Origin of the sequence: Rhizobium cauense, assembly GCF_019511525.1 — a bacterium.
GTDB classification, from domain to species: Bacteria; Pseudomonadota; Alphaproteobacteria; order Rhizobiales; family Rhizobiaceae; genus Rhizobium; species Rhizobium cauense.
In genome coordinates this window covers 434422-453380 of the sequence record NZ_JAEUAT010000005.1, presented here as the reverse complement: position 1 = coordinate 453380, position 18959 = coordinate 434422, and the positions used below count along the sequence as shown (strand labels likewise).

19 protein-coding genes and 1 tRNA gene are annotated in these 18959 nt (G+C 60.4%); 15 read left to right on the top strand and 5 right to left on the bottom strand.

Annotated elements, in window-relative coordinates; genetic code table 11:
• Nucleotides 1-27: 27 nt before the first annotated feature.
• Together JNB88_RS12850 and JNB88_RS12845 are read left to right on the top strand one after the other, a co-directional pair.
• Nucleotides 28-1437 (top strand): lipopolysaccharide biosynthesis protein, encoded by a 1410-nt coding sequence (locus tag JNB88_RS12850; protein WP_220355797.1) that lies wholly within the window; start codon nt 28-30, stop codon nt 1435-1437.
• 1 nt (nt 1438) lies between these two features.
• On the top strand, nt 1439-2728 hold the full coding sequence (locus tag JNB88_RS12845) for a GNAT family N-acetyltransferase (RefSeq protein WP_220355764.1): 1290 nt from the start codon (nt 1439-1441) through the stop codon (nt 2726-2728).
• A 13-nt stretch (nt 2729-2741) separates the two neighbouring features.
• Here the strand turns inward: JNB88_RS12845 and JNB88_RS12840 are convergent, their stop codons facing one another.
• Nucleotides 2742-4370 (bottom strand): AMP-binding protein, encoded by a 1629-nt coding sequence (locus JNB88_RS12840; protein ID WP_220355763.1) that lies wholly within the window; start codon nt 4368-4370, stop codon nt 2742-2744.
• A gap of 184 nt (nt 4371-4554) precedes the next feature.
• Here JNB88_RS12840 and JNB88_RS12835 point away from each other — a divergent pair, with 184 nt between their 5' ends.
• Both JNB88_RS12835 and JNB88_RS12830 read left to right on the top strand, forming a co-directional pair.
• Nucleotides 4555-5535: an aldo/keto reductase gene (locus tag JNB88_RS12835; RefSeq protein WP_220355762.1), complete on the top strand. Its 981-nt coding sequence runs from the start codon at nt 4555-4557 to the stop codon at nt 5533-5535.
• A 72-nt stretch (nt 5536-5607) separates the two neighbouring features.
• Nucleotides 5608-6402, top strand: coding sequence for a class I SAM-dependent methyltransferase (locus JNB88_RS12830; RefSeq protein ID WP_220355761.1), 795 nt, complete (start codon nt 5608-5610; stop codon nt 6400-6402).
• On the opposite strand, the gene JNB88_RS12825 is transcribed toward JNB88_RS12830, so the two are convergent.
• Complete coding sequence (locus JNB88_RS12825; protein WP_220355760.1) at nt 6399-6980, bottom strand: TetR/AcrR family transcriptional regulator; 582 nt, start codon at nt 6978-6980, stop codon at nt 6399-6401. The two genes, JNB88_RS12830 and JNB88_RS12825, sit on opposite strands and share 4 nt — an antisense overlap.
• A gap of 125 nt (nt 6981-7105) precedes the next feature.
• Between JNB88_RS12825 and JNB88_RS12820 the strand changes: the two genes are divergently transcribed.
• The 6 genes from JNB88_RS12820 (at nt 7106) to JNB88_RS12795 (ending at nt 13158) form a co-directional block, all read left to right on the top strand.
• Entirely contained in the window at nt 7106-8404 is a 1299-nt protein-coding gene (locus tag JNB88_RS12820) for an MFS transporter (protein ID WP_220355759.1), read from the top strand.
• A 124-nt stretch (nt 8405-8528) separates the two neighbouring features.
• Nucleotides 8529-8613, top strand: a tRNA-Leu gene (locus tag JNB88_RS12815).
• A gap of 304 nt (nt 8614-8917) precedes the next feature.
• The gene (locus JNB88_RS12810; protein WP_037137935.1) at nt 8918-9925 is read left to right on the top strand and encodes a glycosyltransferase family protein; all 1008 of its coding nucleotides are present in this window, start codon (nt 8918-8920) and stop codon (nt 9923-9925) included.
• A gap of 235 nt (nt 9926-10160) precedes the next feature.
• On the top strand, nt 10161-11900 hold the full coding sequence (locus tag JNB88_RS12805) for a cation:proton antiporter domain-containing protein (RefSeq protein WP_037137937.1): 1740 nt from the start codon (nt 10161-10163) through the stop codon (nt 11898-11900).
• Between the two features lie 126 nt (nt 11901-12026).
• Nucleotides 12027-12623, top strand: coding sequence for a YqaA family protein (locus tag JNB88_RS12800; RefSeq protein ID WP_037137938.1), 597 nt, complete (start codon nt 12027-12029; stop codon nt 12621-12623).
• A 22-nt stretch (nt 12624-12645) separates the two neighbouring features.
• Nucleotides 12646-13158 carry a disulfide bond formation protein B gene (locus JNB88_RS12795; RefSeq protein WP_220355758.1) on the top strand — a complete coding sequence of 171 codons (513 nt, stop codon included), beginning with the start codon at nt 12646-12648 and terminating at the stop codon, nt 13156-13158.
• A gap of 21 nt (nt 13159-13179) precedes the next feature.
• Here the strand turns inward: JNB88_RS12795 and JNB88_RS12790 are convergent, their stop codons facing one another.
• Together JNB88_RS12790 and JNB88_RS12785 are read right to left on the bottom strand one after the other, a co-directional pair.
• Nucleotides 13180-13737, bottom strand: a complete 558-nt coding sequence (locus JNB88_RS12790; RefSeq protein ID WP_007790722.1) for an HNH endonuclease — start codon at nt 13735-13737, stop codon at nt 13180-13182.
• Nucleotides 13738-13847: 110 nt separating this feature from the next.
• The gene (locus JNB88_RS12785) at nt 13848-14534 is read right to left on the bottom strand and encodes a DNA-3-methyladenine glycosylase family protein (protein WP_220355757.1); all 687 of its coding nucleotides are present in this window, start codon (nt 14532-14534) and stop codon (nt 13848-13850) included.
• On the opposite strand from JNB88_RS12785, the gene gluQRS reads away from it, so the two are divergent.
• A complete protein-coding gene (gene gluQRS / locus JNB88_RS12780; RefSeq protein WP_220355756.1) occupies nt 14533-15414 on the top strand; it encodes a tRNA glutamyl-Q(34) synthetase GluQRS in 882 nt (293 codons plus the stop codon). The genes JNB88_RS12785 and gluQRS overlap by 2 nt on opposite strands.
• Here gluQRS and JNB88_RS12775 read toward each other — a convergent pair.
• The gene (locus JNB88_RS12775; RefSeq protein ID WP_037137947.1) at nt 15379-16293 is read right to left on the bottom strand and encodes a YihY/virulence factor BrkB family protein; all 915 of its coding nucleotides are present in this window, start codon (nt 16291-16293) and stop codon (nt 15379-15381) included. The genes gluQRS and JNB88_RS12775 overlap by 36 nt on opposite strands.
• Before the next feature lie 77 nt (nt 16294-16370).
• Here JNB88_RS12775 and JNB88_RS12770 point away from each other — a divergent pair, with 77 nt between their 5' ends.
• From JNB88_RS12770 to JNB88_RS12755, 4 genes are read left to right on the top strand one after another with little or no spacing between them, the layout of a single operon-like run.
• Nucleotides 16371-17204 carry an SDR family oxidoreductase gene (locus tag JNB88_RS12770; protein WP_220355755.1) on the top strand — a complete coding sequence of 278 codons (834 nt, stop codon included), beginning with the start codon at nt 16371-16373 and terminating at the stop codon, nt 17202-17204.
• A 19-nt stretch (nt 17205-17223) separates the two neighbouring features.
• Entirely contained in the window at nt 17224-17427 is a 204-nt protein-coding gene (locus JNB88_RS12765) for a twin transmembrane helix small protein (RefSeq protein WP_007790735.1), read from the top strand.
• Nucleotides 17428-17450: 23 nt separating this feature from the next.
• Complete coding sequence (locus JNB88_RS12760) at nt 17451-18029, top strand: cob(I)yrinic acid a,c-diamide adenosyltransferase (protein WP_220355754.1); 579 nt, start codon at nt 17451-17453, stop codon at nt 18027-18029.
• A gap of 44 nt (nt 18030-18073) precedes the next feature.
• On the top strand, nt 18074-18862 hold the full coding sequence (locus JNB88_RS12755) for a rhomboid family intramembrane serine protease (protein WP_220355753.1): 789 nt from the start codon (nt 18074-18076) through the stop codon (nt 18860-18862).
• Nucleotides 18863-18959 lie beyond the last annotated feature (97 nt).

The window sequence follows — 18959 nt, the reverse complement described above, 5'->3', positions numbered from 1 at the left end:
TTGCCAGAAGAGTTTTGCGTGTTTGTGATGGCAGTCATTGAGACGGCGGAAAAGTTGCTGCCTGCGGGTCTGCGCCCGGCGGGTAGTCGTATGCTGCGCTCGCTGGCCACCGTTCTGACCGCGCGCGGCGAGAAGGCGACGGCTCAGCGAATGGCATTGACCGTCTTCGCGATCCGCATTGCCAGCGCCGCCCTCGCCTTTCTGTCGCAGATCGTCCTGGCGCGTCTGATGGGCGAATACGAGTACGGGGTCTTTGTATTCGTCTGGGTATTGATCGTCCTCTTCGGCGATCTCTCCTGCCTCGGCTTCCACACCGCCATCGTCCGTTTCCTACCCCAATACAAGGCCGCCGGCGCGCTTGAGAAGATCCGTGGATTGACCGGCACGGCCCGCATCTTTGGATTGCTTTCCGGTACTGCCGTTCTCGTCATCGGCATGATCGGCCTGCATGTCTTCAGCGACAGGATCGAGAGCTACTACGTCATTCCGGTCTTCCTCGGTTTGATCGCGATGCCGATGATTACCCTTGGTGATATTCTCGAAGGCACGTCGCGCGCCAACCATTGGCCCGTCATGGCGCTGAGCCCCGCCTACATCGCTCGGCCCGTTCTCATCATTCTGTTCATGCTGACCGCGATCGGTTTCGGCGCGCCGCATACCGCGGTGACGGCGATGCAAGCCGCGCTAGCCGCGACTTACGTCACGACCGTCGGGCAATATGTCGCCACGCTTTTGCGAATGCGCCGCCACTACCAGGAAGGTCCGCGCGAGGTGGATTTTCTCGGCTGGCTGGGGGTCGCTTTCCCGATTTTTCTTATCGAAGGCGTCAGCTTTCTCCTGACCAATTCGGATGTGGTGGTCGTCGGCATTTTCCTCGGACCGCAGGACGTCGCCGTCTACTTTGCCGCCGCCAAGACCATGGCGCTGGTCCACTTTATCAATTTTTCGGTTAAGGCCGCATCCGGCCCGCGCTTCTCGAGCCTTATCGCCGAGGGGACCCGCCAGCAGCTCGCCGTTGCTGCGATCGATGCCGCCAGGTGGACGTTCTGGCCCGCACTCGGCATCGGCCTTGCCGTCGTCGCCGCCGGTCACTTGCTCCTCTCGCTCTTTGGCAGCGCGTTCACAGCCGGCTACACGCTGATGGCGATCCTGCTGACCGGCATTCTCGCCAAAGCGCTGGTCGGACCGGCGGAAACGCTGCTGATGATGGCCGGCAAGCAAAACATGTGCGTGTTGCTCTATGCCGGAGCGCTGGCCGCCAACGTCAGCCTCAACCTGCTCCTGATCCCCAGACTTGGAATTGAGGGTGCGGCTATCGCCACTGCCACCGCCATGGGCGTGGAGGCCGTGCTCCTTCATTTCGCCGTCCGGCGCGCGCTTGGCATCGTCCTTTTCGCGTTTGCCACGCCGGCCAAGACAGATATGGAAGTCCGATAAAATGGTGCGCACTCCCCCAGCCAGCGAAACGACGGACGTCACGACGAACCGGATGGTTCACGAACTCGCGGCACTCGATTTCGATAGGCCGCAGGCGGATGCGCGCGTGGAGGTCGGGCGACCGGGCCGCGAACTTTGCCTCTATTCAGGCAAGCTTGGCTACGACTTGCAGGAAGAGCTCGATTTCCTGTCAAACCGCGCGATGGAAGCCAACGTCTTCTTCACCGGCCGGTTTCTCGCTCCGGCCATGCCACGGCTCGACGACAGGCAGGTAAGCTTCGCCCTACTACGCGATCAGAGCGACGCGCGGAGCCGGATGCGGTTCCTGATGCCGTTTTCCGTCGAAAAACCCGGCTTCGCCGTCGGCCCGTCGATCATCCGTGTCTGGTCGAACAGCTTTGCACCGCTCGGTACGCCACTGATCGATGCCGAAGACGCGGCCGAAACGCTCGATAACCTCTACGACGGCCTCGTCAACCGTGATCTACGCCTGCCGCCGATCCTCGTCCTGCCGGATGTCAGGCTGAACGGCATTGTCGCGCGCATGGCAAGGGCGGTCGCCATCAGCCGCAACCTGCCGATCACCATCACCAATCCCTATCAGCGCGCCATGCTGCAGAGCGACGAGGACGCAACCACCTACCTGCGCGATGCGATTTCTTCATCGCATCTGAAGGAGATGCGCCGGCAATGGCGTCTGCTCGAGGAACACGGCACGGTGGTCTACAGCGTCGCCCGTCAGCCACGCGACATCCACATGCGCTTCGAGGAATTCCTCGCACTTGAAGCAGGCGGCTGGAAGGGCAAGAAACGCAGCGCTCTCGTCACCGACCGCTACCACACCGCCTTCGCCCGCGAAGCCGTGTCCAACCTCGCCGCAGTCGACGCAGTACGTATCCACACGATCGACCTCAATGGCAAGGCGATCGCCTCGATGGTGGTCTTGATGATGGGCAGCGAGGCCTATACGTGGAAGACCGCCTATGACGAGGCCTATGCTCGCCATTCGCCGGGCAAGCTGCTGATGGGCGAAGTGACTGAATGGCACCTCGACGACGCCAACATCGCGCGCTCGGACTCCTGCGCTATTCCCGACCATCCCATGATCAACCGGTTCTGGCGAGAGCGGGAAGACATGGGAACCATGGTGATCGGGCTTCACCAGAATGGCGACCGTGACGTTCGCCAGGTGGCCGCCCAACTCCACATGTACAGCAGCACGCGAAACGTTGCGAAAATGCTGAGGCAGAAGATCATGTCGCTCGCTCGGCGCGGGAAGTCTCCTCAATAAGGTGCCAAACCTCTCAGCTGGCCCGCGCGCGTTCCCTGAGCAGGCGTCGGATGACCTTGCCGGTCGTTGTCAGCGGCAGTTCCGTCACAAATTCCACCTCACGGGGATACTCATGCATGGAGAGCCGCGTCTTTACCCAATGGCTTATATCGGCGGCCAACCGCTCGCTCGGTTCATACGCCGGAGCTAGCACGACGTAGGCCTTGACGATCTCGGTACGAACGGGATCGGGCTTTCCAACCGCGGCGGCCAGCTGCACGGCCGGATGCCCGATGAGACAGTCCTCGATTTCAGCCGGTCCGATGCGGTAGCCTGAGGACGTGATGACATCGTCGTCCCGTCCGAAGAAGGTGACGTATCCTTCCTCATCCCGGCGTCCAATATCGCCGGTCAGCAGGCAGTCGCCAACGAACTTCCGCTCGGTCGCCGCCGCATCGTTCCAATAGCCGAGAAACATGACGGGATCTGGCCGGCGGATGGCAATCTGCCCCGCTTCACCGACAGGCAGCTCTTCACCTGCTTCACTGATGATCGCCACGCTATGCCCGGGCACCGGTCGACCGATTGCGCCGGCACGGCTGACGCCGATCGCTGCACTCGACGAAAGCACGAAGTTGCACTCGGTCTGGCCGTAGAACTCGTTGACGGTAATCCCAAGCGTCCGTTTGACCCATTCCTGTGTCTCGGCGCCGAGCGACTCGCCCGCGGCACCGATCGTCCGCAGCACGAGGTCGTACTTTGAGCGCGGATCGGGCACCGATTTCAGCAGCCGCAGCGCCGTCGGCGGGATGAAGCCGTTGCGCACCTTCATTTCGGCCATGATGCGATAGGCCATGTCGGCATCGAACTTTTGCGCCGGTGACGAGACGACAGGGACGCCGAGCAACAGGCTGGGCAGCAACGCATTCAGCAAGCCGCCGGCCCAGGCCCAGTCGGATGGTGTCCAGACCTTGTCGCCCGGCTGCGGGAAGCCCTCATGGGCGAATTGCATGCCCGGTATATGCCCGGCCAGCACGTGATGGCCATGCAGAGCACCCTTCGGCGGACCTGTCGTTCCCGAGGTAAAGATCATCAAGGCCGGATCATCAGGCGCGGTCTTCGCAACTTCGAACACTGGCGGGTGGTCTTCCACCAGTGCAGCGAAAGATCGTGCGCCGTGCCCGATGCCGTCGACGCAGATCACCTCGGCCAGATCGGGCAGCCGAGCTCTGATCTGGCTGATCCGCTCAAGCCCGAACGCATTGGTGATGACTGCGGACGCACCAGCCGTCCGGAGCCGGTATTCCAACGCCTCGACGCCGAAGAGCAAAGCCAGTGGCAGGGCGATCGCGCCCATCTTGTAGATCGCGACATGCGCGACAACGGTCTCGAACGATTGCGGCAGCAAGAGCGCGACCCGATCGCCCTTCTTCAAACCGAGCGCCACGAACGCATTGGCAAGCGACGAGGATCGATCCGCCAGTTCGCGGTAGGTCATCGACAGGTGATTGCCGTCTGGACTGAAATGCTCCAGACAGGTTCGCCCCGGCGTTCGCTCGGCCCAATCGTCGCTGACCGCACGACCGATATTGAAATCCTCCGGTATGTCCCACGCAAAATCTCGGTACAGGTCTTCGTAGCGATCGCACTGCGGTAGTCTCATCGGCGGAAATCCAGTCAAAATGCTGCAGCAGCTAACACCGGGAACTCCGCATGCGCAAGCGCATGCACTGCTGAGCGCCCACGGGCCGGTCACAAAACTTTTATGTCAGCGGCCCACACTTTCGTGTTTGCCGCACTAGATCAAAGGGCGCGCTGGGTAGCGACCCGATATTTGGAGTAACTTCATGGACTACGTCAAATTTGGCGGCACTGGGCTGGAAGTGTCGAAAATCTGCCTGGGCTGCATGACCTTCGGCGAGCCCGCCCGCGGCAATCACAGCTGGACGCTCGGCGAGGAGGACAGCCGCGCATTGATCAAGCAAGCGCTGGATCTCGGCATCAACTTTCTCGACACCGCCAACGTCTACTCGGACGGATCGTCCGAAGAGATTGTCGGCCGGGCAATTCGGGACTTCTCGAAGCGCGACGAGATCGTCCTCGCGACCAAGGTTTTCAATCGCATGCGACCCGGGCCGAACGGCGCCGGCCTGTCACGAAAGGCGATCTTCGACGAGATCGACAACAGCCTGCGCCGCCTCGGCACCGACTACGTCGACCTCTATCAAATCCACCGCTTCGACCCTACGACGCCGATCGAGGAAACCCTGGAAGCGCTGCATGACGTCGTGAAGGCGGGCAAGGCACGCTATATCGGCGCTTCTTCCATGTATGCGTGGCAGTTCGCCAAGATGCTCTATACCTCGCGCGCCAACGGCTGGACGCCCTTCGTCAGCATGCAGGATCATCTGAACCTGCTCTACCGCGAGGAGGAGCGCGAGATGCTGCCTTTCTGCCAGGACCAGAAGATTGCGGTGATCCCGTGGAGCCCGCTCGCCCGCGGCCGGCTGACGCGCGATTGGGACGAGAAGACCGCCCGCAGCGAGACGGATGAATTCGGCAAGACGCTCTACAAACAGGCGGAAGACGCCGACCGCACCATCATTGGTATCGTGGGCAAGCTGGCCGCCAAGCATGGCGTCGCCCGTGCCCAGATCGCCACGGCCTGGATCTTGCAGAAGGGCGCCGTCACGGCGCCGATCATCGGTGCATCCAAAGCGAACCATCTGGCCGACGCGGTTGCTGCATTGTCGGTCAAGCTGACACCGGAAGATGTCGCGACCCTGGAGGAGCCTTACGTTCCACACCGGGTCGAAGGCTTCAAATAACGACATCCATTCTTAGGGGCCGGATCGCGCGTTCAAAAGCACGCGACCGGCCGTCCGCTCAAGGACGTTGCCATGATCACCATTCCATTCGAGGCGCGCCGCTTTCAGTCGACCGCGACCTACTACACTCGCTATCGTGTTCCCTATCCCGACCGACTGATTAAACGGATCGCGGAACGGACTGATCGTTCTGCCGGCGAGCGCGTGCTCGATCTCGGTTGCGGTCCGGGTCAGCTCGGCATCGCCTTTGCCCGACTGGCCAAGGCCACGGTCGTCGGCCTCGATCCCGAACCGGAAATGCTGGAGACCGCTCGCGCCGATGCGGCGGCCGCCGGCGTCGATGTCACCTTCGTCAAAGGCTCGTCCTACGATCTCGATTCACGCTTCGCGCCACTCAAGCTGACCGTCATGGGGCGCTCCTTCCACTGGATGGATCGACCCGCGACGCTGAGGGCGCTCGACGAGATAACCGTCAAGAGCGGCTGTGTCGTGCTGTTTGGTGACCGCCATATCTCATCGACACCCGACTGGCGACAGGCCGTCAACAGGCTGTCCGAAACCTTTGCGCCGGAACGCAATGCCGACCGCGAACGGCGGAAAGGACCGGATTGGATCGAGCACGAACGCATCCTGCTGAATTCCGCTTTCAACGATCTGGAGCGGATCGCCCTCGTCAGGGAACGCAAGCTCAGTCCCGACGATATCGTTGGGCGAGCCTTGTCTACATCGGTCACGTCACGACAGACTCTCGGCGAGGGCGCCGAAGCCTTCGAGGCAGAACTTCGCGCCGCCCTTTTCAAGCTTTCACCCGAAGGTGAATTCTCGGAGGTGGTGGGGATCGGCGCCCTGATCGCGCGCCGTAGCTAGCGACCCGGCGCTTTTCCCACGGAAAGCGCGTCGCGGGTCGTATAGAGGAAGCTGTCGGACAATTCGCGGCTTTCGACGGCACGTGCCAGGATCACCGCGCCCATCATCGCCGAAAGCGTCGCAAATCCGTTCTTGCGCCGCTCCTCGGGGGTCTCGCCGGGCACGATCTCGGACAAAAGATCGACCAGCATCGAAAGTCCGTCGTTGAACGTGGCGCGCACCGGCCCCTCACTGCGGCTGACCTCCTGGGCAAGCGAAGCGAAGACGCAGCTTCCGCCCGGATCGTCAACGCTGAGGCGTGAAAGATAGTGCTTGAGCAGCGCGTCAAGCGGCTGTTCGGATGCCGCGATGATCTCGTTCCAGCGGACCTTGACCTTCTCGATCAGAGCCCGGCTCACTTCCAGCGCCAACTCCTCCTTCGATTCGAAATGTCCGTAGAATCCGCCATGCGTCATTCCGGCGGCCTTCATGATCTCGGCAACGCCGATGCCATCGAAGCCCTTTTCACGAAACAGCACGCTGGCAACCTGCAGGATCTTCTCCCGATTCTGGGCAAATTTCTCTCGGCTGACCCGCATTCGCTTCTCCGCAATTAGCAGCTTGACAATTTATATGACGTCCATCATCAATACGCAACAATTATGATGATCATCATCTAAAAGCTTCCAATAATCTCCGGCAACCTCCAGGACGGAACGGCCACATGGTATCGACTGCACTTGCCTCATCGCTGGCGCGACGCAACATCCACTACGGATGGGTGGTCGTCGCGGCAACCTTCCTCACCATGCTTGTGACTGCCGGTGCGATGGGCGCCCCGGGCGTTCTCATCAAGCCGCTCCAGGACGAATTCGGTTGGGAGACCTCGCAGATTTCGTCCGCGCTGGCCGTCCGCCTGATCCTGTTCGGGCTCATGGGACCATTCTCCGCCGCCTTCATGAATTATTTCGGCGTCCGCAAGGTCATCGTCTTCGCCATGGTCCTGATCAGCGGCGGTTTCGTCGGCTCGTTGTTCATGACCGAGCTGTGGCAGTTGCTGCTGCTCTGGGGCGTCGTCGTCGGCTTCGGCACCGGGCTCACGGCAATGGTACTCGCGGCAACCGTATCCGCCCGCTGGTTCACCAAGCATCGCGGCCTCGTGGTCGGCATGCTGTCCGCGAGTTCCGCAACCGGCCAGCTGGTTTTCCTGCCGCTCATGGCAGAACTCACCGAACGCTACGGATGGCGCGGGACGGTCTTTTTCGTTTGCGGCATGATCATGGTGGCCGCGCTTCTGGTGCTGGCCTTCATGCGGGACCGCCCCTCGGACCTGAACCTGCCGGCTTTTGGTGATGAGCACGTCACGCCGCATGTGCCGCCCCAAGGTGGCCTGCTGACAATGTTGGCGACCCCGATCACGGTTCTCAAGGAAATCTCCGGGACCTCAACCTTCTGGATCCTGTTCGCCACCTTCTTCATCTGCGGCCTCAGCACCAACGGTCTGATCCAGACCCATTTCGTCACGCTCTGCGGCGACTTCGGTATCGTGCCTGTTGCCGCTGCCAGCGTCCTCGCCGTCATGGGGATCTTCGATTTCTTCGGCACGATCGGTTCCGGCTGGCTCTCCGACCGTTTCGACAACCGCTGGCTGCTCTTCTGGTACTATGGCTTGCGTGGCCTCTCGCTGCTTTTCCTGCCCTTTAGCGACTTCAGCTTCTACGGCCTGTCGATCTTCGCGGTCTTCTACGGCCTCGACTGGATCGCGACCGTCCCGCCGACCGTCAAGATCGCCGCCGACCGATTCGGACGCGAAAAGGCCGGCCTCGTCTTCGGCTGGGTCTTCGCCGGGCATCAGCTTGGGGCCGCAACCGCCGCCTACGGCGCCGGCTGGTCGCGAACCGAGCTGGATAGCTACCTGCCCGCATTCTTCATTGCCGGCGCCTTCTGCCTGCTCGCCTCGATTCTTGCGATTACGCTGAAGAAGTCTGGTCTCCGCCAGCCAGCCACAGCCGGCGCACATTGATAAGTCCTAGGGCTTTCGACCCTCTCCGGGCCGAAACCTCCAATAAATCAAACCGAGAACGTCGCCCGCCGTCTTGCGCGCGCGGGCGAACGCATGCTAGACAGCCGCCTCGTCGGTATCCGTTGCCCCATTGGCGGAATTGGTAGACGCGCTCGACTCAAAATCGAGTTTCGAAAGAAGTGCTGGTTCGACCCCGGCATGGGGCACCACCTCCCAAGATCGACATTGATTTCCTTACAGAGTTTTCTGATTTTCGTTCCGATCAGGATGCGTCGGCACTTCGCCACGTTGTAAATCAGCCCCACCAAACGGCCTGTTCCAAACTCCTGCGTGTATGGCCCAGCGCCCGGGCTTCTCTTCCATGTCCGAGAAGCGGCGAGAGACTCCCCTAATCTCTTTGGCGGAAGAACCATTTGCATGACGAGGCTTATGGCAACCTCATGAAGGGGAACTTGAAAACCAGCATAGATTGAACAATAGTTTCCAAGTTGGATCTATACTTGGAGAAATATAATGCCTGGCGCGATTTGTATCTATGAAGATAGAATCGAGGAGGAAGTCGGAATAAGAATACTGATTTCAAGTTTGCGTAGATATAATCCGAATTTAGAAATATTTGCATTTTTGCCAAATGCTACTGACGATCTTTCAAATTGGCTGAAAGACATCCCATTGGTTCGGCGCTTCACCCTGACGGAAGGGTCGCCTAGCGGTTGGAACATTAAACCCGATCTTCTGCAGAAAGCTCTTGAGTTCGCTGATGCCGCGGTCTGGATAGACTCCGACATCATGGTGACTGCTCCTATTCCCGATCAGTTCTTCGACCCTACAGCGCCTAGAATAATAGTCGCGGAAGAGGCCCTTTGGGCTCGCGACCGTAACGACGGTGGCCGAAGGGCGAAAGCGTGGGATCTAGAGCCGGAAAGATTGCTTGAATCCGGCGTCAACAGTTGTGTCGTCGCTGTAAATCGATCGCACCTGCCACTTTTGGAGCGATGGAAAGAGCTGTTGGGCGATACTCGCTACGTCACGGCGCAGAAAGGCAATTACCTCGACAGGCCGTTCCATTTGTTCGGCGATCAGGATCTCTTGACCGTGGTCCTTTCTACAGCCCCGTTTCACAAGACCCCATTGGAAATGCTCCGCATTGGGAAAGGCATCACGCAATGCTTCGGATTATTTGGTTTTACGCCCGGAGAACGCGTACGCTGGCTAAGGCGCGGGCCTACCTTGTTCATCCACTCGCAGGGACCCAAGCCTTGGCGCCGCCAAAATACGGCAAAGGCAACACTCGTTCAGTCCTTGGACCTCATCTATCGTGACACCTCCCCTTACACTCTCATTGCAAGGTCCTACAGCAGTGACCTTGCGGGCAGCGATTGGACGAAGCCCAGGACACGGTTGGGCGGCTTTTCTCGTCTGGCCGGGTTCGGTTCAATCGCACTTTCGGGACTCCCGATCGCGCTTGCGGGTGAAGCCTGGCGGCTCTGGAAGGTGGTTCGGGATCGGGCGCCACGATAGTCGCACGGACTGATGTGCGTCGCGATCCTGTCAATCATGTCGAGTATCGATTGCTTGGAGTGAAAATTCCGATCGACACCCGACCGCTTTGACCCCAACGCCGTAGCGTAAGTGCTCTCACTTCATTGCGCCTCATTCAAGCCGTACCGACGAATAGCTGGATGGCTGAAAATCAACTGTTTAACTTCTTGGGCGTTTCGGCCAAACTGCGCCCGCCAAGAGGGAAATTGTACGCTTGCATCAAGAAGTATCGCTTATTGCCACAGTTGCCGTGAGTTTCGTCTTTGCGGCGATACTCGGCTACATCGCAGACCGGCTGCGTCTGCCGCCGCTTGTCGGTTACCTCGTCGCTGGCATCGCCATGGGACCGATGACACCGGGCTTCGTCGCCGACACGGCGCTTGCCAGCCAGCTGGCAGAGATGGGCGTCATCCTGCTCATGTTCGGCGTTGGCTTGCACTTTTCCACAGCCGATCTGCTTGCCGTGCGCGGCATTGCCGTTCCCGGCGCGATCGCCAGGATCGCGGTCGTCACGGTGATCGGCATCGCGCTTGTCGAATGGTGGGGCTGGAGTCTGGGTGCCGGCATCGTCTTCGGCCTCAGCCTTTCCGTGGCGAGTACCGTCGTACTCTTGAAGGCGCTCGAAGAGCGAAACCTGCTCAATGCGGCAAGCGGCCGCGTGGCGGTCGGCTGGCTGATCGTCGAAGACCTCGCCATGGTTCTGGCGCTGGTGCTACTGCCCGCCGTAGCCGAGTTGCTCGGGGGTCATGCCGCCGGCCACGCCGCCGGACTGCCGCTTCCGCTAACGATTGCACTGACGCTGCTGAAGGTTGGCGCCTTTGCGGTCATGGCGATCTTTCTCGGGCCCAAGATCGTACCCTGGCTCCTGACGCTGGTCGCCCGAACCGGATCCCGCGAACTCTTCACGCTGGCTGTCCTCGCCATAGCACTCGGCATCGCGTTCGGCTCGGCACAAATCTTCGGCGTTTCGTTTGCGCTCGGCGCCTTTTTCGCCGGCGTCGTCATGAGCGAATCCCACCTCAGCCATCGGGCTGCTGCCGATTCATTGCCACTCCAGAACGCATTTTCGGTCCTGTTTTTCGTATCTGTCGGCATGCTGTTCGATCCGACAATCCTGGTTCGCCAGCCGATGGCCGTGATCGGCGCACTCGCATTGATCATCGTCGGGAAGACCGCCATCTCCTTCCTGATCATCGTCCTGCTTCGCTACCCGATCGGGATGGCGCTGACGGTGTCGGCCGGACTGGCGCAGATCGGTGAGTTCTCCTTCATTCTTGCAGGTCTTGGCGTCACACTCGGACTGTTGCCGGAAGACGGGCAGGATATCATCCTCGCCTCGGCGATCATTTCGATCACGCTCAATCCCCTGGTCTGCGCGGGTGCCGAAGCGGTCCACACCCATGTGCAAGCGAGATGGCCCGTGCTCAGCCATCGCTTCGGTCGCCGCCGACACGAGGCACTTGGCCGCGAGCTTGAGAAAATCCGTGCGGTCAACGAAGCGCGCGAACGCCAGCATCAGCTGGAAATGCAGGAATTGATCGAGACATTTCCGCTCTTTGCCAAGGTCAGCGAAGATTCGCAGGAGGAGTTGCTTCTTCTTTTCCGTCCGAAATCCGCACTGCCCGGCGAACGCGTGATCCGCAAGGGCGACCGGGGCGATGGCCTGTATTTCCTGTCTTCCGGCGCCGTCGAGGTGCAGCTTCCGGACGGGAAGATCCCCCTGGAGCCCGGCGCATTCTTCGGCGAGATGGCCCTTCTCAGCGGCGGTCGCCGGACGGCGGATGTCGTGGCCGTGGACTTCTGCCAGTTCTTCGTGCTGGAAAGGCGGGACTTCAACATGTTCACGGCCAAGCATCCCGTCCTGCGCCAGGCTGTCAGCGAAATGGCGCGCGAACGCGCTGAAATGAACGTCATGCGGCAGCAACGCAATCAGCCGTCCAGCATCGATTCATGACGCATCGGCGAAGGGAGACCGATCACGAAGATTTTTTTGGTACGTCACCCTACGAACGACACAGCAAGCATTTACAGCCGCAGCAACGCCCCATAAAGCTCATGTGCTCGAAGCGAAAGGATTGGAATGCTCCGCAGACTCTACGACTGGACCATGTCTCTCGCCGCCCGGAAGTCGGCCGAAGTCTGGCTCGCCGTTATCGCCTTCGTTGAAAGTTCCGTCTTTCTCGTCCCCGCCGATGTTCTTTACCTCCCGATGGCGCTTGCCAAGCCGGAACGCGCCTATCGCTACGCGCTGGTCGCGACCGTGGCATCTGTCCTCGGCGGCATCGCCGGGTGGGCGCTCGGCTACTATGCCTACGATGCCATTGCGCGACCGGTTCTCGAGTTCTACGGAAAGCTCGACGCCTTCGAGCAACTGCGGCTCTATATCCATGACGAATGGGAAATCCTGCTGCTGTTGTTGGTGACATCAGGCCTGGCGCATCTGCCGCCAATCAAGATCGTAACGATCCTTGCCGGCGTCATTCACATGAATCTCGGCTTCTTTGTTCTTTCCGCGATCGTGGCGCGTGGCGCCCGCTTCTTCTTCCTCGCGTGGCTGCTGCGCCGCTACGGCGAGCCGATCCGCCACTTCATCGAAAAGCGCCTGGCTCAGGTTGCGGGTGTTGTTGCAGCGCTCGCCATTGCCCTTGGGGTCGCCTATAAATTACTTGCTCACTGAGCTTTCTGCGCGGAGTCCTGCCATGTCTGCCTCGTTTTCCCTTGCTCGGCCGGTTGTCGGCTATTCGCTTGCGCTTGCCCTTGGCATGACTGTGGTGGTCGGCACCGCGCTCGGCTTCCAGTACCTTGGCGGCTATATCCCCTGCGCCCTCTGCCTGCTCCAGCGCCAGCCCTATTACTACGCTATCCCGATCGCGATCCTCGGCGCTGTCTCTTCCCTTGTTGGTCTTCCAAGCTGGATCGGCCGCGCATTTCTGCTCGCCGCCGGCATGCTGATGATCGTTGGAGCCGGCATGGGCGTCTACCATGCCGGCGTCGAGTGGCAGTTCTGGCAAGGTCCGGCAACCTGCTCCACGACTGCAGGCAGCATGACGCAGAATGCGGGCGATCTGCTCAGCGAACTGAATACCATCAAGGGTCCGTCCTGCACCGATGCCGCTCTTCGCGTCCTCGGCCTGTCCTTCGCCGGCTGGAATGTGATTGCAAGCCTCATCCTGGCGGCCTTCGCCTTTATCGGCGTCCGCAAAACGGCCTGAAACCGGCTGATGGAGAGCTGATCAGGGCTGCAGTTCGCTATCCCAGTAGAGATAGTCGAGCCAGCTGTCGTGCAGATAGTTGGGCGGGAAGAGCCGACCGTTATTGTGCAGATCCTGCACCGTCGGCTGGTAGGGCTTCTGATTCGGGAACATGCCTGCCTGCTTCGGCAGCTTGCTGCCTTTTCTCAGATTGCAGGGAGAACAGGCCGCAACGACATTTTGCCATGTCGTCTCGCCGCCATGGGCGCGCGGAATGACGTGGTCGAAAGTCAGATCGTCATGCTCGCCGCAATACTGGCATTCGAACTTGTCGCGCAAGAACACATTGAAGCGGGTAAAGGCCGGATTGCGGGACGGCTGAACGTAGGTCTTGAGGCAAACGACGCTTGGAAGTCGCATCGAAAAGCTCGGCGAAGATACCGAGTGTTCGTACTCTGCAATGATATTCACACGGTCGAGAAACACCGCCTTGATCGCGTCCTGCCAGGACCAAAGCGACAAGGGATAGTAACTCAGTGGCCTGTAGTCAGCGTTCAGGACGAGCGCTGGCAGGGCCTGTGGGGAGACTGCAATCGTCAAGGGACTCTCCTGATCGATTCGGCATCTGCACCCTTATATTAGGCCGGTTGTGACGGCATTGTGAAGTCCAATAAATTCAGCCATCAATCCTGCAGTTCAACTATCCTCGCTCAATCGATAGGCAAAATGCCGCGACCGAGCTTGACGGCGTAATAAGCCCAGAAAAGCCTCGCGGCGATGGACCTCCACGGCGACCACGCACGTGCCAGCGACGCCAGTTCGCGGGCAGCCGGGCGGTTGGCGAGACCGAATGCCGCAGCCACCGCGTTCTGCAAGGCGACGTCGCCGGAGGGAAAGACGTCCGCATGACCGCCGCAGAACATCAGATAAACCTCGGCAGTCCAGGGACCTACGCCCTTGAGAGCGGTCAGTTCCGCCAGCGCCTCATCGGGCGGCCGCGCGGAAAGCGCGAGGAGATCGAGCTGGCCCGAAGCGACCGCCACTGCAATGCGCGATAGCGTGTCAGCCTTGGCGCGCGACAGGCCGAACTCTCGCCAGGCTTCGGGATGGAGAAGCACATAGTTATCTGCTGTCAACGCCCCTTCGGTCGGTCGCATCCGTTTCCAGATCGCCTCCGCACTGGCTCGCGACACCATCTGCGAAACAATAACATGCGCCAGGCCTTCGAACCCCGGCTCACGCAGTCGCAACGGAAGCGGCCCGGCATCCAAGGCGATGCTGTTCAGCCGGGGGTCGAGAAGAAGCAGGTTCTCCAACCCCTTACTCACGTCCTCGTCGCTGCGAATGATCAATACGCTTCCTCGCGATCTCATCGAATCCGTGGCAGAAGAAAGCATGACCGCGATTCTCCGTCAAAAGCCTGTGTTTCGTTTTGCCCCGAGCCCGAATGGCCCGCTTCACCTCGGTCACGCACTCTCTGCCTTTCTCAATCACGACATGGCGGGATCGACAGGCGGGCGCTTTCTCCTGCGCATCGAAGACATCGACCTGACGCGTTGTACACCCGAATTCGAGACGGGCATCTACGCGGACCTTGAATGGCTCGGCATCGACTGGGAGCAACCGGCAAGGCGGCAGTCCGATCATTTCGGGGAGTACCAGGCAGCCCTCGACCGCTTGATCGACCGTGGCCTCGCTTACCCCGCATTCATGACCCGGGGCGAAACGAAGACGCGCGTTGCCGCGGCAGCGGCGAATGGAGAGCGCTGGCCGCGCGATCCTGACGGCTCGCCACTCTACCCACCGGACGATCGTGGACGCGCCGATTTCGAGCGGCATGAGCTGCTCGCGTCGGGCCTTAAACACGCCTGGCGACTCGATATGGGCAAGGCATTGGCAGTGGTCGGCGAGCCCCTCTTCTGGCAGGAAACCGGAGACGGTGACCGAGGCCTGGTTGCCGCAAATCCCGGCGCCTGGGGGGATGTTGTCCTGTCTCGGTCGGATGCGCCGTCGAGCTACCACCTCTCGGTCGTTCTCGACGACGCCCTGCAAGGCGTCACCCATATCGTCCGCGGGCTCGATCTCTTTCATTCGACATCGGTGCACCGGCTGCTGCAGACGCTCCTTGATCTGCCGGCGCCGGTCTATCACCACCATCGCCTGATCACCGACAAAGACGGCCGCAAGCTTTCCAAGAGCCAGGGCGACACAGGCCTCGCCGAACTCCGTCAGCGCGGCCTTTCACCGGCCGATATCCGCCGTCTTGTGGGGCTTTGATGCCTTACCCTGACCACCGCCCAGAAAATTGTTCTTGAAGATCGCGCGCACGCGGAATTTCAAGAGCGCGGCGTTGATCTCGGCACCGATGATGAAAATGACGCCGACCATGTAGAGAAAGATCAGAACGATCATCACCGACGCCAGACCGGCATAGGTCGCGGCGTAGTTGGCGAACGTCGCGAGATAGTAGGCGAAGATCAACGCCCCCACCAGCCAGAGCAGCAGCGTGACGAGGACACCAGGCACGACATCGAAGACGCGACGACGACCCGCCGGCAACCATAGATGCACGACGAACAGACCGACAGTCAGCATGAACAAGGTGCCGTAGACGCGCCAGCTGAAGACCACCTCGAGCTTGTCGGCGAAGACAGGAAACCACTGGCGCGCATAATCGAGAGCGAGCGGGACAGCCACAAGCAGGATGCTGACTGCTGCAAATATGATCACGGCGATGACGACATAGCCAAGGCTTGCAAGGCGGGTGATATACCACGGACGCGTTTCCTGAACCCGGTAGGCACGGTTTAGCGATATCCGCAACGCCTCGACGCCGTTCGAGGCAAAATAGGCGGCCGCCAGCACCGATATGGTCAGCAGTCCGCCGCGTGGCACGGTCAGGACCTGAATCACCTCCCCAACAACCGGCTTGGCGATCGCCTCCGGCCAGGTATCGAAGATCAGATGTATCGCCCTGTCGGAGAACTGGTCGGCACCCAGGAAGGTCGCCAGTGTCGTTCCGAAAATGAGGAAGGGAAAGACTGCGAGAAGCGTGGACAACGCGACATGGCTCGCCATCGCGAAGCCGTCGTCTTCAATAAGGTGGCAGATGGCATCATAGACCACATCATAGAAGATGCGCAGTATTTTCGGCATTCCGTCTCCAGGCTTTGGTCGTTGTGTCGCCCGTTCGAATATGGGAAACCACTCCCACTTTGTACAGGAATCATTCGATGTCGGATCAACGCACCATCATCGTGACGGGATGCTCTTCGGGCATCGGCGCATACTGTGCAAGGGCGTTGAAAGCCGACGGCTGGCGGGTCTTCGCAACAGTGCGCAAATTCGATGATCTGGCGCCATTGGAAGCGGATGGAATTGAAGCCTTCCGCATGGACTATACGCGGTCAGACACGATCTCGGATCTGGTGCGCGATATAACCGGATTGACAGGCGGACGCATCGACGCGCTGTTCAACAACGGTGCCTACGGGCAGCCTGGCGCGGTCGAGGACCTTCCAACTGAGGCGCTACGCGCGCAATTCGAGACGAACGTTTTCGGTTGGCACGAATTGACGCGCCAGATCGTGCCGGTGATGCGCAAGCGGGGGCAAGGGCGGATCGTGCAGTGCTCGTCGATCCTTGGCGTTGTGCCTTATCGATATCGCGGCGCCTACACCGCCTCAAAATTTGCGCTCGAGGGCCTCAGCATCAGTCTTCGCATGGAACTGCAGGGCAGCGGAATTCACGTCAGCCTGATCGAACCCGGACCGATCGCCTCGCGCTTCACGGCAAACGCACTCGCGAAAATCAACGAACACATTGACGTGAAGAACTCGGTGCATGCGGCAGATTACCGCCGTCAGCTTGCACGGCTTGACGGATCGGGTCGTCCCAATCGACATAAGCTCGGCCCAGACGCTGTTTATGCCGTGTTGAAGCATGCATTGAACTCAAGCAATCCGAAGCCACATTACCCTGTAACCACGCCGGCAAAACAGGGCATGGTGCTGAAGAGGCTGCTGCCCGCCGACCTCTTCTACCGCCTGATGCGCTGGGTGGACTAATCAAGAAGGCCAAGCCAGCATGTCCACGGTCACCTATATTCTCGCGATCATCGTCATGGGCATCGTCGCCCTGGTGCTGATCCGCGGCCTCTTCAACATGATGAAGGGCGGCAATCCGAACCTTTCGAACAAGCTGATGCAGCTGCGCGTGCTGCTGCAGGCGATCGCGGTTCTCCTGATCATGCTGACGCTCTGGCTGACCGGGGGCGGTCGCCCTAGCTAAGCCGACAAGAAAGAGGGGTAGCTATGGTAAGGCTCAACAAGATCTACACGAAGACCGGCGACGATGGCACGACCGCACTCGTTTCCGGCCCACGCCGTCTGAAATACGATCTGCGCGTGGAAGCCTACGGCACGATCGACGAGGCCAACTCCGCCATCGGCGTCGCAAGGCTGCATATGCAGGGCATGCCTGTGCTGGAGAGAATGCTGACGTTGATCCAGAACGATCTCTTCGATCTTGGCGCGGACCTTGCGACGCCAGACGATGGCAAACCGCCAGCACACGAGCCTCTGCGCATCGTTGATAGTCAGGTCGCGCGCATCGAGAGCGACATCGATGAATTGAACGCCGACCTGCAGCCCTTGAAGTCCTTCGTGCTGCCCGGCGGCCACTCCGCCTCCGCTCATCTTCATCTCGCCCGAACGATCGCGAGGCGTGCCGAGCGGCTGATGGTCGAGCTTGCCCGCGCCGATGGCGAGGTTGTCAGCGAAGCCGCTCTGAAATACGTCAACCGCCTTTCGGACTTCCTGTTCGTCGCCGCCCGTCACGCCAATGACCGCGGCCACGCGGACGTACTTTGGGTTCCGGGAAAAAACAGGTAGTCTCCTTCGCGACCATGTGACGCGAACGCCCGGGGGCAGGCTTCATGTTCATACCACTGCACGATGCCAATACGTTGAAGCACATCAAGGTCCAGTGGGTGACGCTGGGCCTGATCGTGCTGAATGTCGCGGTTTGGCTCTTTACCGGTGTGGTTGCCAGCCCATCTGCGTCGCAGGCGACGATCGTCGGCTTGGGCTACATTCCGGCCGTCGCCTTTCACTACGCAACACTGGAGCCGGCCCTGGCATTCACACCGGAGCCGCTCACCTACGTCACGTACTCCTTCGTCCATTCCGGTTTCTGGCACCTTGCTCCGAACATGCTCTTCCTTTGGGTCTTCGGCGACAACGTCGAGGACGCAATGGGCCATCTTCGCTTCCTCGTCTTCTATCTGCTCTGTGCCGCCGCCGGCGCGCTCGTCCACGGCCTCGTCGGAACGACGTCGGAGGCGCCGCTCGTGGGCGCTTCGGGCGCAATCTCCGGCGTTGTCACTGCCTACGTTGTCTTGCACCCCCGCGTGAAGGTTTGGGTGCTCGTGCTGATGCGGGTGCCGCTGCCGTTGCCGGCCTTCGTTCCTCTGCTTCTCTGGATCGGTCAGCAGTTCGTCATGCTGGTCCTGGAGCCCGATGGCAGCATTTCCTGGGGCGCCCATGTCGGCGGCATCCTCGCCGGCGGCTTGCTGGTTCTCATCATGCGCCGCCCCGGTGTCCCGCTTTTCGATCGTGAAGTCGTCACGCCAAGGGCCGTCCGGGATCGGCCTTTACCCAACCCGGCAATGGCCGTGGCACCCGGCCAGGAGGTGCGTCAGCGCCTGCCTTGGGATAAGCGATAACTCCAATATTGACGTGAACGTAAGCGTAATATATTTGCAGATGCAATTTGCCTATCTGCGTCATGGAAGCGTTGTGTTTGGAGGAAAAACGCGTATC

Excerpts from the sequence above, each read along its gene's own strand:
- JNB88_RS12795 (WP_220355758.1), top strand. The coding sequence starts at position 12,646 with ATGTCTGCCTCGTTTTCCCTTGCTCGGCCGGTTGTCGGCTATTCGCTT.
- JNB88_RS12850 (WP_220355797.1), top strand. The coding sequence starts at position 28 with ATGGCAGTCATTGAGACGGCGGAAAAGTTGCTGCCTGCGGGTCTGCGC.
- JNB88_RS12770 (WP_220355755.1), top strand. The coding sequence starts at position 16,371 with ATGTCGGATCAACGCACCATCATCGTGACGGGATGCTCTTCGGGCATC.
- JNB88_RS12785 (WP_220355757.1), bottom strand. The coding sequence starts at position 14,534 with ATGCTTTCTTCTGCCACGGATTCGATGAGATCGCGAGGAAGCGTATTG.
- JNB88_RS12840 (WP_220355763.1), bottom strand. The coding sequence starts at position 4,370 with ATGAGACTACCGCAGTGCGATCGCTACGAAGACCTGTACCGAGATTTT.
- gluQRS (WP_220355756.1), top strand. The coding sequence starts at position 14,533 with ATGACCGCGATTCTCCGTCAAAAGCCTGTGTTTCGTTTTGCCCCGAGC.
- JNB88_RS12765 (WP_007790735.1), top strand. The coding sequence starts at position 17,224 with ATGTCCACGGTCACCTATATTCTCGCGATCATCGTCATGGGCATCGTC.
- JNB88_RS12755 (WP_220355753.1), top strand. The coding sequence starts at position 18,074 with ATGTTCATACCACTGCACGATGCCAATACGTTGAAGCACATCAAGGTC.
- JNB88_RS12845 (WP_220355764.1), top strand. The coding sequence starts at position 1,439 with ATGGTGCGCACTCCCCCAGCCAGCGAAACGACGGACGTCACGACGAAC.
- JNB88_RS12830 (WP_220355761.1), top strand. The coding sequence starts at position 5,608 with ATGATCACCATTCCATTCGAGGCGCGCCGCTTTCAGTCGACCGCGACC.
- JNB88_RS12760 (WP_220355754.1), top strand. The coding sequence starts at position 17,451 with ATGGTAAGGCTCAACAAGATCTACACGAAGACCGGCGACGATGGCACG.
- JNB88_RS12800 (WP_037137938.1), top strand. The coding sequence starts at position 12,027 with ATGCTCCGCAGACTCTACGACTGGACCATGTCTCTCGCCGCCCGGAAG.
- JNB88_RS12825 (WP_220355760.1), bottom strand. The coding sequence starts at position 6,980 with ATGCGGGTCAGCCGAGAGAAATTTGCCCAGAATCGGGAGAAGATCCTG.
- JNB88_RS12810 (WP_037137935.1), top strand. The coding sequence starts at position 8,918 with ATGCCTGGCGCGATTTGTATCTATGAAGATAGAATCGAGGAGGAAGTC.
- JNB88_RS12775 (WP_037137947.1), bottom strand. The coding sequence starts at position 16,293 with ATGCCGAAAATACTGCGCATCTTCTATGATGTGGTCTATGATGCCATC.
- JNB88_RS12820 (WP_220355759.1), top strand. The coding sequence starts at position 7,106 with ATGGTATCGACTGCACTTGCCTCATCGCTGGCGCGACGCAACATCCAC.
- JNB88_RS12835 (WP_220355762.1), top strand. The coding sequence starts at position 4,555 with ATGGACTACGTCAAATTTGGCGGCACTGGGCTGGAAGTGTCGAAAATC.